At 66.3% G+C, this 16,310-nt stretch carries 14 protein-coding genes; 11 read left to right on the top strand and 3 right to left on the bottom strand.

The window, feature by feature from the left end; all coding sequences use genetic code 11:
* Window positions 1-4 precede the first annotated feature (4 nt).
* The 5 genes from U9J41_RS11210 to U9J41_RS11190 all read left to right on the top strand — a co-directional run bounded on the left by U9J41_RS11210 (window position 5) and on the right by U9J41_RS11190 (window position 7,017).
* Window positions 5-1,045, top strand: coding sequence for a ligase-associated DNA damage response exonuclease (locus U9J41_RS11210; protein ID WP_322402264.1), 1,041 nt, complete (start codon window positions 5-7; stop codon window positions 1,043-1,045).
* Window positions 1,038-2,669 (top strand): ATP-dependent DNA ligase, encoded by a 1,632-nt coding sequence (locus U9J41_RS11205; RefSeq protein ID WP_322402263.1) that lies wholly within the window; start codon window positions 1,038-1,040, stop codon window positions 2,667-2,669. Before U9J41_RS11210 ends, U9J41_RS11205 begins: the two co-directional genes overlap by 8 nt.
* Window positions 2,666-5,188 carry a ligase-associated DNA damage response DEXH box helicase gene (locus U9J41_RS11200; protein WP_322402262.1) on the top strand — a complete coding sequence of 841 codons (2,523 nt, stop codon included), beginning with the start codon at window positions 2,666-2,668 and terminating at the stop codon, window positions 5,186-5,188. The genes U9J41_RS11205 and U9J41_RS11200 overlap by 4 nt, the downstream gene beginning before the upstream one ends.
* Window positions 5,185-5,844 (top strand): ligase-associated DNA damage response endonuclease PdeM, encoded by a 660-nt coding sequence (gene pdeM / locus U9J41_RS11195; RefSeq protein ID WP_322402261.1) that lies wholly within the window; start codon window positions 5,185-5,187, stop codon window positions 5,842-5,844. Before U9J41_RS11200 ends, pdeM begins: the two co-directional genes overlap by 4 nt.
* A gap of 69 nt (window positions 5,845-5,913) precedes the next feature.
* A complete protein-coding gene (locus U9J41_RS11190) occupies window positions 5,914-7,017 on the top strand; it encodes a glycine zipper 2TM domain-containing protein (protein WP_322402260.1) in 1,104 nt (367 codons plus the stop codon).
* A 94-nt stretch (window positions 7,018-7,111) separates the two neighbouring features.
* Here the strand turns inward: U9J41_RS11190 and U9J41_RS11185 are convergent, their stop codons facing one another.
* From U9J41_RS11185 to U9J41_RS11175, 3 genes are all read right to left on the bottom strand, one after another.
* A complete protein-coding gene (locus U9J41_RS11185; protein WP_322402403.1) occupies window positions 7,112-7,906 on the bottom strand; it encodes a Crp/Fnr family transcriptional regulator in 795 nt (264 codons plus the stop codon).
* 421 nt (window positions 7,907-8,327) lie between these two features.
* Complete coding sequence (locus U9J41_RS11180) at window positions 8,328-8,972, bottom strand: response regulator (RefSeq protein WP_036232923.1); 645 nt, start codon at window positions 8,970-8,972, stop codon at window positions 8,328-8,330.
* Between the two features lie 127 nt (window positions 8,973-9,099).
* Window positions 9,100-9,564, bottom strand: a complete 465-nt coding sequence (locus U9J41_RS11175) for a universal stress protein (protein WP_322402259.1) — start codon at window positions 9,562-9,564, stop codon at window positions 9,100-9,102.
* A 369-nt stretch (window positions 9,565-9,933) separates the two neighbouring features.
* On the opposite strand from U9J41_RS11175, the gene U9J41_RS11170 reads away from it, so the two are divergent.
* The 6 genes from U9J41_RS11170 to leuB all read left to right on the top strand — a co-directional run bounded on the left by U9J41_RS11170 (window position 9,934) and on the right by leuB (window position 16,281).
* Window positions 9,934-10,800 (top strand): protein phosphatase CheZ, encoded by an 867-nt coding sequence (locus U9J41_RS11170; protein WP_322402258.1) that lies wholly within the window; start codon window positions 9,934-9,936, stop codon window positions 10,798-10,800.
* Window positions 10,800-12,695: a chemotaxis protein CheA gene (locus tag U9J41_RS11165; RefSeq protein ID WP_322402257.1), complete on the top strand. Its 1,896-nt coding sequence runs from the start codon at window positions 10,800-10,802 to the stop codon at window positions 12,693-12,695. Before U9J41_RS11170 ends, U9J41_RS11165 begins: the two co-directional genes overlap by 1 nt.
* A 228-nt stretch (window positions 12,696-12,923) precedes the next feature.
* Window positions 12,924-14,324 carry a 3-isopropylmalate dehydratase large subunit gene (gene leuC, locus U9J41_RS11160; RefSeq protein WP_322402256.1) on the top strand — a complete coding sequence of 467 codons (1,401 nt, stop codon included), beginning with the start codon at window positions 12,924-12,926 and terminating at the stop codon, window positions 14,322-14,324.
* A gap of 89 nt (window positions 14,325-14,413) precedes the next feature.
* Window positions 14,414-14,536: a lipoprotein gene (locus U9J41_RS11155; RefSeq protein WP_082547895.1), complete on the top strand. Its 123-nt coding sequence runs from the start codon at window positions 14,414-14,416 to the stop codon at window positions 14,534-14,536.
* Between the two features lie 11 nt (window positions 14,537-14,547).
* Window positions 14,548-15,195 carry a 3-isopropylmalate dehydratase small subunit gene (gene leuD / locus U9J41_RS11150; protein WP_322402255.1) on the top strand — a complete coding sequence of 216 codons (648 nt, stop codon included), beginning with the start codon at window positions 14,548-14,550 and terminating at the stop codon, window positions 15,193-15,195.
* Window positions 15,196-15,210: 15 nt separating this feature from the next.
* Window positions 15,211-16,281, top strand: coding sequence for a 3-isopropylmalate dehydrogenase (gene leuB, locus U9J41_RS11145; RefSeq protein WP_322402254.1), 1,071 nt, complete (start codon window positions 15,211-15,213; stop codon window positions 16,279-16,281).
* The last annotated feature ends 29 nt before the right edge of the window (window positions 16,282-16,310 follow it).

Raw genomic sequence — 16,310 nt, 5'->3', positions numbered from 1 at the left:
GCGCATGGGAGACATGGTCGTCGTACGCAAGGAAGGCCTGTACTGTGTGCCGGGCCAGTTCTACATCGACCCGTGGCGGCCGGTGGACCGGGCCGTCATCACCCATGCGCACGGCGACCACGCGCGCTGGGGCCACAAGCACTATCTGGCGTCGACGCAAAGCGTCGGCATCCTGAAGTCGCGGCTCGGCCAGGGCATCAACATCGAGGGCGTCGGCTACGGCGAGACGGTCGTCCACAACGGCGTGACGATCTCGCTGCACCCGGCCGGCCATGTCCTTGGGTCCGCCCAGGTCCGCATGGAGTACGAAGGCGAGATCTGGGTCGCGTCGGGCGACTACAAGGTCGAGCCGGACGCCACCTGCGCGCCGTTCGAAGCCGTGCGCTGCCACACCTTCATCACGGAATCGACGTTCGGCCTGCCGATCTACCGCTGGGACCCGCAGCAGGACGTGTTCGACGAGATCAACCGCTGGTGGCGCCGCAATGCGGGCGAGGGCCGCACGAGCATCCTGTACGCCTACGCGTTCGGCAAGGCGCAGCGCCTGCTCTGCGGCCTCGATCCATCCATCGGCACTATCGTCTGCCACGGCGCCGTCGAGCCGTTGAACCGCATCTACCGCGAGGGCGGCGTGGCGCTGCCGCCCACGCAGCTCGTCAGCGAGACCGACAAGGCGGACCTGAAACAGGCGCTCGTGCTGGCGCCGCCGTCGGCGTCCGGCTCGCCGTGGACGCGCCGCTTCGGCGATTACAGCGACGCCTTCGCCAGCGGCTGGATGCTGCTGCGCGGCGCGCGCCGGCGGCGCGGGGTCGACCGCGGCTTCGTGCTGTCCGACCACGCCGACTGGCCCGGCCTGCTGGGCGCGATCCATGCCACCGGCGCGCAGCAGGTCATCGTCACGCACGGGTCGATTCCCGTGATGGTGCGCTGGCTGTGCCAGATCGGCCTCGATGCGAAAGCGTTCGACACCGAGTACGGCGAGGAAGACGACGAAGCCGTCTCGGCGACGCCCGGCGAACCGGTCGAGGAGACGAAGGATGCGTGAATTCGCCCGCCTGTACGCCGACCTCGACGAAACCACGGCCACCAACCGCAAGCTGGAGGCGCTGCAGAACTACTTCGCCAGCGCCGCGCCGGAAAACGCCGCCTGGGCCGTGTACTTCCTCGCCGGCGGCAAGCCGCGCCAGGCCGTGCCGAGCAAACTCCTGCGCCAGTACGCGATCGAGTACGCGGGCTTGGACGACTGGCTGTTCGACGAGTCGTATGCGGCCGTCGGCGACATGGCCGAGACGATCGCCCACATCCTGCCGCCGCCGACGCAGCACAGCGACGTGGGTCTGGCGACCTGGATGGAAGAGCGCATCGGCCCGTTGCGCGGCGCCGACCCGGGCACGATCCGCGCGGCGCTGTTCTCGTACTGGGACGAGTTGACGTGGCGCGAACGCTTCCTGTTCGTGAAGTTGATCGGCGGCGGCTTTCGCGTGGGCGTATCGAAACTGCTCGTCACGCGCGCGCTGGCGTCCATCGCCGCGGTCGATTCGAAACTGATCGCGCAGCGCCTGATGGGCTGGACGGACGGCCGCGTGAAGCCGACGGCGGCCGGCTTCCTCCAACTGATCGCGGCGCCGACGGACAACGAGCACAAGCTGCGCGGCGGCCAGCCTTACCCGTTCTTCCTCGCGCACCAGCTGCAGGGCGACCCCGCGGCCCTGGGCGACATGGGCGACTGGCAGGTCGAATGGAAGTACGACGGCATCCGCGCCCAGCTCGTGCGGCGCGGCGGCCAGAACTACCTGTGGTCGCGCGGCGAGGACCTCATCACGGACCGCTTTCCGGAACTGGCGGGCCTCATCCTGCCGGAAGGGACGGTCGTCGACGGCGAGGTGCTGATCTGGACGAGCGGCAATGCACCGGCGCCGTTCGCCGACCTGCAGAAACGCATCGGCCGCAAGACCTTATCAAGCAAGCTGCTGGCCGAGCTGCCGGCCGTGCTGCTGGCGTACGACGTGCTGGAACTGGACGGCGTCGACACGCGCGCGCTGCCCCAGCACGAACGGCGCGCGCTGCTGGAGACGCTCGTCACCGGCGCCGCGCAGGCGCAGCTGCGCATTTCTCCGCTGGTGACGGCCGACAGTTGGGACGACCTGGGCACGCTGCGCGCGGAATCGCGGGCGCGCGGCGTCGAGGGCATGATGCTCAAGGCGAAGGATGCGCAGTACGGCGTGGGCCGCACGAAGGACGTTGGCACATGGTGGAAGTGGAAGATCGACCCGTATGCCGTCGACGCTGTGCTGATCTATGCGCAGGCCGGCAGCGGCCGGCGCGCGTCGCTGTACACGGATTACACGTTCGCCGTGTGGGACGGCGAGGGCGATGCGCGCAAGCTGGTGCCGTTCGCGAAAGCGTATTCCGGCCTGACGGACGCGGAGATCGCGCAGGTCGACAACATCATCCGCAAGACGACGGTGGAAAAGTTCGGCCCCGTGCGCTCGGTGCGGCCGACGCTGGTGTTCGAGATCGGCTTCGAGGGCATCGCGCTGTCCACGCGCCACAAGGCCGGCATCGCCGTGCGCTTCCCGCGCATCCTGCGCCGGCGCGACGACAAGACGGTCGAGCAGGCGGATACGCTCGATACGCTGAAGGGTTTGCTGGGAGCCGTCACGCCATGAGCAAGACCCAGGCGGAAGCCGCCGTCGACGCGTGGTTCGCCGCGCGCGGCTGGAAAGTCTTTCCGTTCCAGCGCGCCGTGTGGAAGGCCGCGCTGGCCGGCGAATCCGGCCTGCTGCACGCGAACACCGGCGCCGGCAAGACCTACGCCGTGTGGTTCGCGGCGCTGCTGCGCGGCGCAAGGCTGGGGAAAAGCGGCACCCGCCGCGCCGGCACGACCCAACGCACGGGCCTGCGCGTGTTGTGGATCACGCCGATGCGCGCGCTCGCCGCGGACACGCAGCGCTCGCTGGAAGTGTCGGCGGCCGAACTGGGGGCCGCGAGTCCGGACGTCATTGGCACGTGGAGCATTGGCGCGCGCACGGGCGACACCGGCGCGGCCGAGCGTGCGCGCCAGTCGAAAGCGCTGCCCGGCGTGCTGATCACGACGCCGGAAAGCCTGTCGCTGCTGCTGTCGCACGCGGCCGCGCGCGACCAGTTCAAGCACCTCGACATGATCGTCATCGACGAGTGGCATGAGCTGATGGGCAGCAAGCGCGGCGTGCAGGTGCAGCTGGCGCTGGCGCGGCTCAGGCGCTGGAATCCCGGACTCGTCGTGTGGGGCCTGTCGGCCACGATGGGCAACCTGGCGGAAGCGCGCGGCGTGCTGCTGGGCGATCCGGACGGCGGCGTGCTCGTCGAAGGCGACCTGAAAAAGCAGATCGTCGTCGACTGCCTCGTGCCGGACAGCGTGGCGCGCTTTCCGTGGGCGGGCCACCTGGGATTGCAGATGCTGCCGGCGGTCGTCGCGGAGATCGAGAACCATGCGGCGACGCTGGTCTTCACGAACACGCGCTCGCAGTCGGAGCTGTGGTACCAGAACCTGATCGAGGCGCGTCCCGACTGGGCCGGCCTCGTCGCGCTGCATCACGGTTCGCTCGACCGCGAGGTGCGCGAATGGGTCGAGACGGGACTCAAGCGCGGCGATTTAAAAGCCGTCGTGTGCACGGCGAGCCTCGACCTCGGGGTGGATTTCCTGCCCGTCGAGCGCGTGCTGCAGATCGGCAGCGCCAAGGGCATCGCGCGCCTGTTGCAGCGGGCGGGCCGCAGCGGCCATGCGCCGGGGCGCATCTCGCGCGTGACGCTCGTGCCCACCAACAGCCTGGAATTGCTGGAGGCGGCGGGGGCGAAACGCGCGGTCGCCACGCGCCGCATCGAGGCGCGGCAGGTGCCGAACAAGCCGTTCGACGTGCTCGTGCAGCACCTCGTCACCGTCGCGCTGGGCGGCGGGTTCCGCGCCGACGACCTGTACGAGGAAGTCCGAAGCGCGTGGTCGTACCGGCACCTGACGCCGGAGGAGTGGCAGTGGGCGCTCGATTTCGTCGCGCGCGGCGGCCAGAGCCTGACGATCTATCCGGAATACCAGCGCGTGCTGCCGGACGAGGAGGGCGTCTACCGCGTGCCCGACGCGAAGATCGGCCGGCGCCACCGCATGGGCATCGGCACCATCGTCTCCGACGCGCAGATGCAGGTGAAGTATATGAGCGGGGGCCGCATCGGCAGCGTGGAGGAATCGTTCATCGGCCGCATGAAGCCGGGAGACCGCTTCCTGTTCTCGGGCCGCATCCTGGAGCTCGTGCGCGTGCACGAGATGACGGCGTTCGTGAAGCGCTCGGACTCGACGCGCGGCGCCGTCAGCCGCTGGCAGGGCACCAAGATGCCGCTGTCGTCCGAACTCGCGCACGCGGCGCTGGAAGAACTGAAACTGGCCGGCGCGGGCGTGTTCGACGGGCCGGAGATGCGGGCATTGCAACCGCTGCTGGAGATCCAGGCGCGCTGGTCGGCGCTGCCCGGCAGCGACGTGCTGGTCGTGGAAAGCATGAAGAGCCGCGAGGGCTATCACCTGTTCGTCTATCCGTTCGCCGGCCGCGCCGTGCACACGGGGCTCGCGTCGCTGTTCGCGTTCCGCGTGGGGCGCGTCATGCCCAGCACGTTTTCCATTGCCATCAACGACTACGGGTTCGAGTTGCTGGCGCCCGAGGCGGTCGACTGGGCGACCGTGTTCGCCGCCAAGGATGAGGAAATGCGGGGCGCCGACGTGGGCCTGTTCGACACGTCGCACCTGCTGGAAGATGTGCTGGACAGCCTGAACGCGACGCAGCTGTCGCAGCAGCGCTTCCGCGAAGTGGCGCGCATCGCTGGGCTGGTGTTCCAGGGGTATCCGGGCCAGCCGAAATCGCTGCGCCAGGTGCAGGCGTCGTCCTCGCTGTTCTTCGAAGTCTTCCGCAAGCACGACAGCGCCAACCTGCTGCTCACGCAGGCCGAGCGCGAAGTGCTGGAGCAGGAACTGGAACTCACGCGCCTGCGCGACACGCTCGTCGAACTGCACGCGCGCCGCGTCGCCTTCCGCGAGGTCAAGCGCGCCACGCCGTTCGGCTTTCCGCTGATGGTGGAGCGCTTCCGCGAAAAGGTCAGCACGGAAAAGCTGGCGGACCGCGTCGCGCGCATGGTGCGCGAGCTGGAAAAGGCGGCCGAGGCATGACCGTCGCCGGCAGCGTGGCGATCGAGGTCGGCGGCGAGCGGCTGGAACTGCTGCCGCAAAGGGCCGTGTACTGGGCGCGCGAATCGCTGCTGGCGATCGCCGACATCCACTTCGGCAAGGCGGCCGCGTTCCGCTCGTTCGGCATTCCCGTGCCGCGCGGGACGACGAGCGAAAACCTCGATGCCCTGGACGCGCTGGTCGATGCGACCGGCGCGCACCACGTGCTGTTCCTGGGCGACTTCCTGCACGCACGCGCGGCGCACGCGGCCGGCACGCAGGCCGCGATGCTCGCGTGGCGCCGGCGGCGCTGCGACCTTATCCTGACGCTCGTGCGCGGCAACCATGACCGGCATGCGGGCGATCCGGCCGCCGTGCTCGGCATCGACCTCGTCGACGAGCCGTACACGGTCGGGTCGTTTTCCTTCTGCCACCACCCGGACGTGGACGCGCCCGGCTATGTGCTGGCCGGCCACGTCCACCCAGTTTATGTCTTGGCGACACGTTTCGACGCGCTGCGCCTGCCGTGTTTCATCGTGGGGATGCGTCGGATGATCCTGCCGTCGTTCGGATCTTTTACTGGCGGACACGCCATGCGTCCGGACGAGGGCGACCGCATCTTCGTTACCTCCGGGGAAGCCGTGCACAGCGTACGCTAACGCACCGAGCCCGGCGGGACCGCGGCGTAAGCTGGTCGTATCGACAACAAGACAAAGTCGGAGGACCTCATGGCAACAACCCGACAGACACTGGCCGCGGCCGTCGTGGCCGCGCTGCCCCTGCTCTCGATGACCGTCACGGCACCCGTGCATGCGCAGGAACATCCGCGCGCGGCCCGGCTGGCGCCGCGCATCGACGGTTTCAACGTGGACGAAGTGCGGCGCCTGGAACCGGGCACCGAACTGAACTTCGACCTGTACGGCACGCCGGGCGGCTACGCCACGCTGCGCATCGACGGCGCCACGCGCAACCTGACGATGACGGAAACGTCGCCCGGCACCTACCAGGGCACGTACACGATCGGCACGCATGACCGCATCAATCCGGGCAGCGCCGTCACCGCCAACCTGCGCGTGAACAATATGGTGACGACGCGCCTGCTGGCCGAATCGATCGTGCGCGGTCCCGGCCGCGATGACGATCGCGCCGGCCGTACGGCGTCCAACATGCCGCACGTCGACCGCTTCGACGTGCGCGGGAGCGACGACCTGGGACCGGGCAACGAACTGAAATTCACCGTGCACGGCACGCCGGGCGCCAAGGTCGAGGTGCAGATCGCCGGTACACGCGGCATCTTCTTCCTGCCGGAAGTGCGGCCGGGCGAATACAGCGGCCTGTACACGATCCGCCGCAACGACCATATCGCACCGGACGCCTCGGTCACGGCCACGATCCGCGCCAACGGCCGTTACACGGTCGCCACGCTGGGCCAACCGCTGATGGCGGGTGGCAATGGCCAGGGCATCAACCCGAACAGCCAGCCGCGCGTGGCGCGCTACTGCACGAATTGCGCGACGGTAGAAGCCGTCAACGTCGTGCAGGTCAGCGGCGACGGCAGCTACCTGGGTACGGGCGCCGGCGCCGTCGTGGGCGGGTTGCTGGGCAACCAGGTCGGCAGCGGCGGCGGACGCACGGCGGCCACCGTCGCCGGCGCCGTGGGCGGTGCGCTCGCGGGCCGCGAGATCGAGCGCAATGCCCATGCGGGCCAGCGCTACGAAGTCGTCGTACGCTATCCGAACGGTGCCACGCAGACCATCCCGTACGAAAACAATCCGGGCTTCCGCGTCGGCGATCGGGTGAAGGTCAACGATGGCGTGCTGATCCGCGATTGAGCGGCGGCGAATAAACAGAAAGCCGGCTTCCGCGCGGAACCGGCTTTATCGTCGACAGTGAGACTGGCGCGGTGTCGCGCCGCGCTTGGCAGCGTCAGACCGTGGCCAGCACCTGGCCATCGCCGGCGCTGTCCGCTTCGGCCTTGTGCTTGGCGTTCTGCTTGGCGCGCGCGCGCGATGGCGGCAGGCGGCGCAGCGTCTTGAGGGCGTCGGGATCCTTGATGCCGATGGTGCGCTGGTCGACCGTGATCAGGCCGATTTCGTTGAATGCGGACAAGGTACGGCTCACCGTCTCGAGCGTCAGGCCGAGGTAGCTGCCGATCTCATGGCGGGTCATGCGCAGGTTGAACAACTTGCTCGAATATCCCATCGCGGCGAAGCGGTCGGCCAGCGAGATCAGGAAGCGCGCCACACGGGCTTCGGCCGACAGGGCGCCGAGCATGCCGATCATGGCCTGTTCGCGCACCAGTTCGCGGCTCATCACGCCATACATCAGGTTCTCGAGCTCGGCGTGCACACGGCCCAGGGCGGTCAATTTCTTGAACGGCACCAGGATCAGGTCGCAGTCGGACAGGGCGACCGCTTCCGACGCGTAATGGCGCGTATGGATGCCGTCGACGCCGAGCATGTCGCCCTTCATCGGGAAGCTGAGCACCTGTTCGTTGCCGAATTCATCGATCAGCACGGTTTTCAGGAAGCCGGAGTTGACGATGTACAGGGTGTCGAACGCCTGGCCGATCGTGTGCACGCGCTGCCCGGTCTTGAACTGCACGTGCTGGAACAACAGCTCCTCCGTATTCATCGATACGGCGGCCGGGATGTGAAGCAGGTCGCAGACCTCTTTCAGGTTCGACCAGAGACGACCCTGGCGCTGACGTCCGGCTTCCATCTGTGACGAGTGCAGGGTCGACGGGGAGGCGTTGCGTTGTTCTGAAGTTAGCTGGGACTGCATACTCATCTCCAGGTTTAGGATTTCAAAGAAGCAAGCTGCGATCCGGTGATGCCAGCGCGGTGTCGGAGCACAGGGCGGACTGACTGGATACGGGTATGGACCGCAGGCAAGTCGAAACGCTGAAGTCAGTATGCCAACACGAGTCCGGCATTAATATCAGCAACGGCTGAATGTGTAGTAGGAGGGAGCGTCAAGCTGTAGGAATTTTCTTACTGCCAACCGGTCGTCCAGAGGGGAATGCGAATGAAACGTGGGTAGGAGTACGCGTGCGGACTGGGCCCTGCGCATGCAGGAAAATCGCCGAAGCAGGGCACAAAACGTGTCGTCGGAACGTCTAGTTGTTTCGGGCGGTGCCCTGTCAGGCCTTCATCGGTGCCAGCAGACGGTGCGCGACCGCATACTGGACCATTTCCGACAGGGAGGTCATGCCCATTTTCTGCATGATGCGGGTCTTGTGGGTGCTGACCGTCTTCACGGACAGGTGCAGGTTGTTGGCGATCTCGGTGATCGATTTGCCGCCCACGAGCAGCGAAAATACCTCGAATTCGCGGTCCGAGAGTTGCTTGTGCAGCAACTGTTCGTTCGGCGCCATGATGTTCAGCGCCAGCTGCTCAGCCACTTCGGTGCTGATGTACGGCCGGCCGGACGCCACCTTGCGGATCGCGCCGACGAGTTGCGTGCCCGCGCTTTCCTTGGTGAGATAGCCTTGCGCCCCGGCGCGGATGGCGCGCACGGCGTACTGCTCTTCCTCGTGCATCGTCAGGATCAGGATGGCGAGCTTGGGCGCCTCGCTGCGCACCTGGCGGATCAGGTCGACGCCGCTGCGGCCCGGCATGGACAAGTCGAGCAGCAACAGGTCGAAGCCGCCCTGGCGCACCAGCGACAGCACTTCGAAGCCGTTGATGGCCTCCCCGACGATCTCGATGTCGAGCGCGCCGTCGAGGATACGCTTGAGGCCCTCGCGCATGATCGTGTGGTCGTCGGCGATGACAATGCGAATCATAAAGTGTCCCCAAGGGGTCAATTGTAAAATAGAAGGTAAAAAGATATCACGTCAGCAACATTGACGTTGCCTTTTTTTGGACAATGCCTACTGTCCGATGACGGTGCGACAACTTGCAGTCAGTCGCTCAGGTGCCGGGTTCGCGGATCAGGCGGTGTACCAGCACGGGCTTGCTCGTATGCGACAGCACCTTGTTGGTCACGCTACCTAGCAGCAATTGCCCCCAGCCGCTGCGGCCGTGCGAGCCCATGAAAATCAGGTCGCAGTGTTGCTGTTCCGCCACGTCGACGATCTTGAGCGCCGGCGCGTCGGAAAACGCCGTGATGCAGGCATGCTTGAGGCTGCAGCCTTCCGCCGAGCGCACGATCGAGCCCATGTATTCCTGGCCCAGCCGCTGCATCTGCTCGACGTATTCCTCCTCGCTGGGGTAGGCGGGCGGAATGATCTCGACATAGACCGGGTACTGGTACTCGGGCGCGACGAACAGGGCCAGTACTTCGGCTCCCATCTGTTGGGCGAATTTGACGCCGGCGCAAGCGGTGTGCTGCGATACCGTGGAGCCGTCGGTGGTGATCAGAATTTTCTGGTACATGGTGAGTCCTCCCTCACGTCACGCTACGTTCTCATTGTAGTTCGCGTTTGACCTCTTGGCAGAACGTAAATGCTTGATCTTGCTCAGTGATGTGCTCGGCTGTCCGCAGGCAAATACCGGATGTCACAAATTACCCAGCGATAAAAAAATACAACAGATACTTTGCGAAATGATTCAGAAACGGCTGTAAAAGATTGTCGACAGACCAAGATTACCCAAGATTCGGCTGCGCGGGCATTTTCGAAGATTTACCTACGGCAACCACACTGATACACTCGTCGGAAATTCGTACCGTCAGCGTCATGACGGCAGCCGTACCGCACACAGCAAAGATGATTGCGACATTTAAATTATGGAGAAGCAGGGACTATGACCGACGCCGCTGACGATTTCGACGCACTATTCGAGGAAGTGGCAGCGCAGCGTGCCAGCGCGCCCGCAGCCGCTCCGGCACCAGCACCCACACCCACCGCCAGCGACGACACCGACGACCTGGAGGCCCTGTTCGACCAGGTCGCGGCCACCAGCGCACCGGCCCCGGCCGTCGTGCCTGCGCCGGTCGCGCCGGTCGCAGCCGCAGCCGCCGCGCCGGCCGAGGCCGGCGAGGAAGACCACGAAAAAGGCATGTACGAGCGCCTGGGCGGCATCGTGCGCCTGCTGCACGACTCGCTGCGCGAGCTGGGCTACGACAAGGCGCTGACCGAGGCATCGTCCCAGATCATGGACGCGCAGGACCGCCTGGAATACGTCGCCACCCTGACCGAACAGGCCGCCAACAAGGTACTGAACACCCTGGACGACGGCATGCCGGCCCAGGACCTGCTGTCCAAGCAGGCCAAGGACATGGAAAACCGCTGGGACGACCTGTTCGCGGGCAAGCTCTCGATCGAGCAGTTCAAGGCCCTGGCCGGCGATTCGAAGCAGTTCGCCCAGCTGGTCTCGGAAGCGACGGAAGCCGAGAAGGCGCGCCTGCTCGAGATCATGATGGCCCAGGACTTCCAGGACATCACCGGCCAGTTGATCAAGAAAGTCGTGGTCATCACCAAGACGGTCGAGAACGAGCTGACCCAGCTGCTCAAGGACAGCGCGCCGCCGGACGTCAAGGAAAAGCTGGCGCAGAAGCAGGCCGCGCAGGAGCAGGAGCAGCCCGTAACGCTGATGCAGGGTCCGTCGGTGCCGTCCGCGGCGCTCGACCAGGACAGTGTCGATGACCTTCTTGCCGATCTGGGATTCTAATGGATGAAATGCTCAAGGATTTCGTCGTCGAGGCGATGGATCTTGCAGCAAATGTCGAAGAGCATCTGCTGCACCTCGAACGCGATCCCAATAACAAGGAAACGCTGAACGCGGTGTTCCGCTCGTTCCACACCATCAAGGGTGGCGCGGGTTTCATGGGGCTGCCGGCGCTCGTCGCCGCCTGCCACCTGACGGAAAACCTGTTCGACGCGCTGCGCACCGGCGCGGCCCCCGTCACGCCGGCCGCGATCGAAGCGTCGCTGCAGGCGTCCGGCTTCGTGGCCGACCAGCTGGGTGACCTGAACAACGGCGCCACGCCGGACCAGCTGCCGTCGATGCCGCCGGACCTGGAGCGCATGCTCAAGGAGGCCATCGCCGGCAACGACGCCGCGCCCGCGCCCAAGGCCGTGCCCGCGCCGGCAGCGGCCGCGCCGGCGCCTGTCGCAGCACCGGTACCTGCTGCTGCTGCGCCGGCCGCGGTGGCGGTTGCCGATGGTCTCGACTGGGAAGCGATGTTCATGGCGGTCGTCCCGGCGGGCACCTATACGCCGGGCGCCGCGCCGGCTGTCGCGGCGCCCGCGGCCGCCGAGGCGGCAGCGCCGGCCGCCGCGCCGGTGCCGGCAGCGGCGCCTGACGCCGCCGCACCGGGCAAGCCGGGCTGGGACGGCATCGAGCGCCGCAACGAGGCCAAGCCGGCCAGCACCGGTCCCGCGAAGGACGAGAGCATCCGTATCGACGCGGTCAAGCTGGACGCGCTGCTGGAAGTGGCCGGCGAATCCGTGCAGGCCGCGAACCAGGCCGCTGTGCTGCTCGAGCGCCTGTCGCAGTTCAAGTTCGAGGGCCAGGCCGCGACGCTGATGGCGACCCTGACCGAGACGCTGGAACGCGCGTCGCGCTACTCGGCCGAGCTGCAGCGCGCCACGCTGGCAACCCGCATGCAGCCGGTCGGCCGCCTGTTCCAGAAATTCCCGCGCCTCGTGCGCGAGCTGGCCAAGGACCTCGGCAAGGACGTCGAGCTGACCATCGAAGGCGCCGAGACGGAAGTCGATCGCGTCGTCGTGGACAGCCTGTACGACCCGCTCGTGCACATGCTGCGCAATGCGCTGGACCACGGCGTCGAGGGTCCGGAAGACCGCGTCGCCAACGGCAAGCCGGCCAAGGCGTTCATCCTGCTGAAAGCCTGGCAGGAAGCGAACAGCGTCATGATCGTGCTGCAGGACGACGGGCGCGGCATGGACCCGGCCAAGCTGCGCAAGAAGGCGATGGAAAAGGGCCTGATCAGCGACAACCAGGCGACGAGCGACGACGAGGCGTACCAGCTCGTGTTCCTGCCCGGCTTCTCGACCAAGGAAGTGGCGTCGTCGGTCTCTGGCCGCGGCGTGGGCATGGACGTCGTCAAGACGGCCGTCGAGAAGAACCGCGGCGCGATCCGCATCGACTCGAACCTGGGCACGGGCACGAAGTTCTCGATCCGCCTGCCGATCGAACTGTCGATCGTGCCGACCATGCTCGTGTCGACGTCGGGCGCGCAGCTGGCCCTGCCGATGGCCGTCGTCGAGCGCGTGGTCGAGCTGCCGGAGACCTTCATGCAGGTCGGCGGCGCCCCGGTGCTGAAGGACCAGGGCCGTCCGCTGCCGGTGCGTTCGCTGGCGCTGTCGCTCGGCTACGAGGAGTGCGTGGAGCGCGTGGGCATCGTCATCAACGCCCCGCAGCCGTACATCATCGCGGTGGAAGCCGTCGACGGCACGGCCGACCTAGTGATCAAGCCGATGACGGCGCTGACCGTCGAAGGCATCACCGGCACGGCGCGTTCGGCCGAAGGATCGCTGGTGCTGGTCGTCGGCCTGTCGTTCCTCATGGACGGTTGCCGCTCGACGGTGCGTTTGGCCGCATAAACGACGCCGCCGTCATTTTTGCTACAAAGCTACGAAAAGCCTGCGCAGGAAATGCGCAGGCTTTTTTTATTTGCGTTTCTGAAAACACATCCGAACAAAATTTTTATATCGATGAGTTCATTGGAATAATCGTGCCTGAAGGCCCTTGCTTCCGCATTGCACAAATATGGCATAATCAAAGACCATGCCCGCATGAAGCGGTCGTTTCTCTGGACTTCGCAACTCATTATGTTAAAAACGCTCTACGACAAACTTTGGGATTCGCATGTCGTGCGTGCCGATGCGGATGGCACCACCGTGCTGTATATCGACCGTCACCTGGTCCACGAAGTCACCAGCCCGCAGGCGTTCGAAGGCCTGCGCGAAGCCGGCCGCCCGCTATGGCGCACTTCGGCCAACCTTGCCGTAGCCGACCACAACGTGCCGACCACCGACCGCTCGCACGGCATCGCTGACCCGACGTCGCGCCTGCAGGTCGAAACGCTGGACAGCAACGCCAAGTCCTTCGGCCTCACGTACTTCAACATGAACGACAAGCGCCAGGGCATCGTGCACGTGATCGGCCCGGAGCAGGGCGCCACGCTGCCGGGCATGACCGTCGTCTGCGGCGACTCGCACACGTCGACCCACGGCGCGTTCGGCGCGCTGGCGCACGGCATCGGCACCTCGGAAGTCGAGCACGTGCTGGCCACGCAGACGCTGCTGGCGAAAAAATCGAAAGCGATGCTGGTGCAGGTCGACGGCGAACTGCCGGCCGGCGTGACCGCCAAGGACATCGTGCTGGCCGTGATCGGCAAGATCGGCACGGCTGGCGGCACGGGCTACGCCATCGAATTCGGCGGCTCGACCATCCGCGCGCTGTCGATGGAAGGCCGCATGACCGTCTGTAACATGGCGATCGAAGCGGGCGCGCGCGCCGGCATGGTGGCCGTCGACGACACGACCATCGACTACGTCAAGGGCCGCCCGTTCGCGCCCGTCGGCCCGCAGTGGGAACAGGCCGTCGCGTACTGGCGTACCTTGCACACCGACCCGGGCGCGAAGTTCGACCTGGTCGTGCAGCTGAACGCGCACGACATCCGACCGCAGGTGACCTGGGGCACGTCGCCCGAGCAGGTCACGACGATCGACGGCCGCGTGCCCGATCCGGACAAGGAAAAGGATCCGGTCAAGCGCGACGCGATGGAAAAGGCGCTGGTCTACATGGACCTGAAGCCGAATACCGCGATGGAAGACATCCGGATCGACAAGGTGTTCATCGGTTCCTGCACCAACTCGCGCATCGAAGACCTGCGCGCCGCCGCCGCTGTCGTGCGCGGCCGCCAGCGCGCCTCGAACGTGAAGCTGGCGATGGTGGTGCCGGGCTCCGGCCTCGTGAAGGAACAGGCGGAACGCGAAGGCCTGGATGCGATCTTCAAGGCCGCCGGTTTCGAATGGCGCGAGCCGGGCTGCTCGATGTGCCTGGCGATGAACGCCGACCGCCTGGAACCGGGCGAGCGCTGCGCGTCGACGTCGAACCGCAACTTCGAAGGCCGCCAGGGACAGGGCGGGCGCACGCACCTGGTGTCGCCGGCGATGGCCGCGGCGGCCGGTATCGCGGGCCACTTCGTCGACGTTCGTAAAATCTGAGAAGCAGTAGGGTGGGCACCCCGTGCCCACCATGCGTTTCCGTAATCGCATATATCGGTGGGCACGGGTGCCCATCCTACGAGAAATCAATGAAGAAAATTTTTGCTCTCGCGCTCATCGCACTCGCCGTCACCGGCTGCAACACCATCTCCGGCGTCGGCAAGGACGTGCAGAAGGTCGGCCAGGTCATCACGGGCGCCGGCGGGAAATAATCGGGTCGATCATGGATAAATTCAACGTACACGAAGGACTGGTGGTCCCGCTGGACCGGGCCAACGTCGACACCGACGCCATCATTCCGAAGCAGTTCCTCAAGTCGATCCGCCGCACCGGCTTCGGCCCCAACCTGTTCGACGAGTGGCGCTATCTCGACCACGGCGAGCCGGGCATGGACAATTCGAAGCGCCCGGTCAATCCGGACTTCGTGCTGAACCAGCCGCGCTACGCCGGCGCGTCGATCCTGCTGACCCGCAAGAACTTCGGCTGCGGCTCGTCGCGCGAGCACGCGCCGTGGGCCCTGCAGCAGTACGGCTTCCGCGCCGTCATCGCGCCGAGCTTCGCCGACATCTTCTTCAACAACTGCTTCAAGGGGGGCCTGCTGCCGATCGTTCTCGGCGAAGCCCAGGTCGACCAGCTGATGAATGAAGTCAAGGCCTTCCCCGGCTACAAGCTGGTCGTCGACCTCGAGAAGCAGACCGTGGGCACGCCGGACGGCCGCCTCGCGTTCGAATTCGCCGTCGACGACTTCCGCAAGTACTGCCTGCTGAACGGCCTGGACGACATCGGCCTCACGCTGCGCCACGCCGACGACATCCGCGCCTACGAGGAACGCCATCTGCGCGCGCAGCCGTGGCTCGCCAACACCATCTGAACTGAGAACAAGAACATGAAGATTGCAATCCTGCCGGGCGACGGCATCGGTCCCGAAATCACCGCGCAAGCCGTCAAGGTCCTGAAGGCGCTGGGCGAATCGTTTGAGCTGGAAAGCGCGGAAGTCGGCGGCGCCGGCTATGCCGCGCACGGCCATCCGCTGCCGCAGGGCACGCTGGCGCTGGCGAAAGCCGCCGACGCTGTGCTGCTGGGCGCCGTCGGCGACTTCAAGTACGACTCGCTGGAGCGCGCGCTGCGTCCGGAACAGGCCATCCTCGGCCTGCGCAAGGAACTGGGCCTGTTCGCCAACCTGCGTCCCGCGATCCTGTATCCGGAACTGGCCGGCGCGTCCACGCTCAAGCCGGAAGTCGTGTCGGGTCTCGACATCCTGATCATCCGCGAGCTGACGGGCGACGTCTATTTCGGCAAGCCGCGCGGCGTGCGCGAATGCCCGGACGGTCCGTTCGCCGGCCAGCGCGAAGGCTTCGACACGATGCGCTATGCGGAAGGCGAGATCCGCCGCATCGCCCACGTCGCGTTCCAGGCCGCGCGCAAGCGCAACCGCCGCCTGACGAGCATCGACAAGGCCAACGTGCTGGAGACGTTCCAGTTCTGGCGCGACATCGTCACCGACGTGCACAAGGAATACCAGGACGTCGAGCTCGAACACATGTACATCGATAACGCCGCGATGCAGCTCGTGCGCGCGCCGAAGAAGTTCGACGTGCTCGTCACCGGCAACATGTTCGGCGACATCCTGTCGGACGAGGCGGCGATGCTGACCGGTTCGATCGGCATGCTGCCGTCGGCGTCGCTGGACGTCAACAACAAGGGCCTGTACGAGCCGTCGCACGGTTCGGCGCCGGACATCGCGGGCAAGGGCATCGCGAATCCGCTGGCGACGATTTTGTCCGCCGCGATGATGCTGCGCTTCACGCTGGGCAAGCCCGAGCAGGCCGACCGCATCGACAACGCCGTCAAGAAGGTGCTGGCCCAGGGCCTGCGCACGGCCGACATCCACGAAGACGGCACGACGCGCGTCGGCACGGAACAGATGGGCGACGCGGTCGTCAACGCATTGGGTTAATTCGACGTTACGCGAAGGTGGGCACCCCG

The organism is Massilia luteola (assembly GCF_034420155.1).
GTDB lineage: Bacteria > Pseudomonadota > Gammaproteobacteria > Burkholderiales > Burkholderiaceae_D > Telluria > Telluria luteola.
The sequence above is the reverse complement of the archived record's forward strand: the minus strand, read 5'-3'. Positions and strand labels throughout refer to the sequence as shown.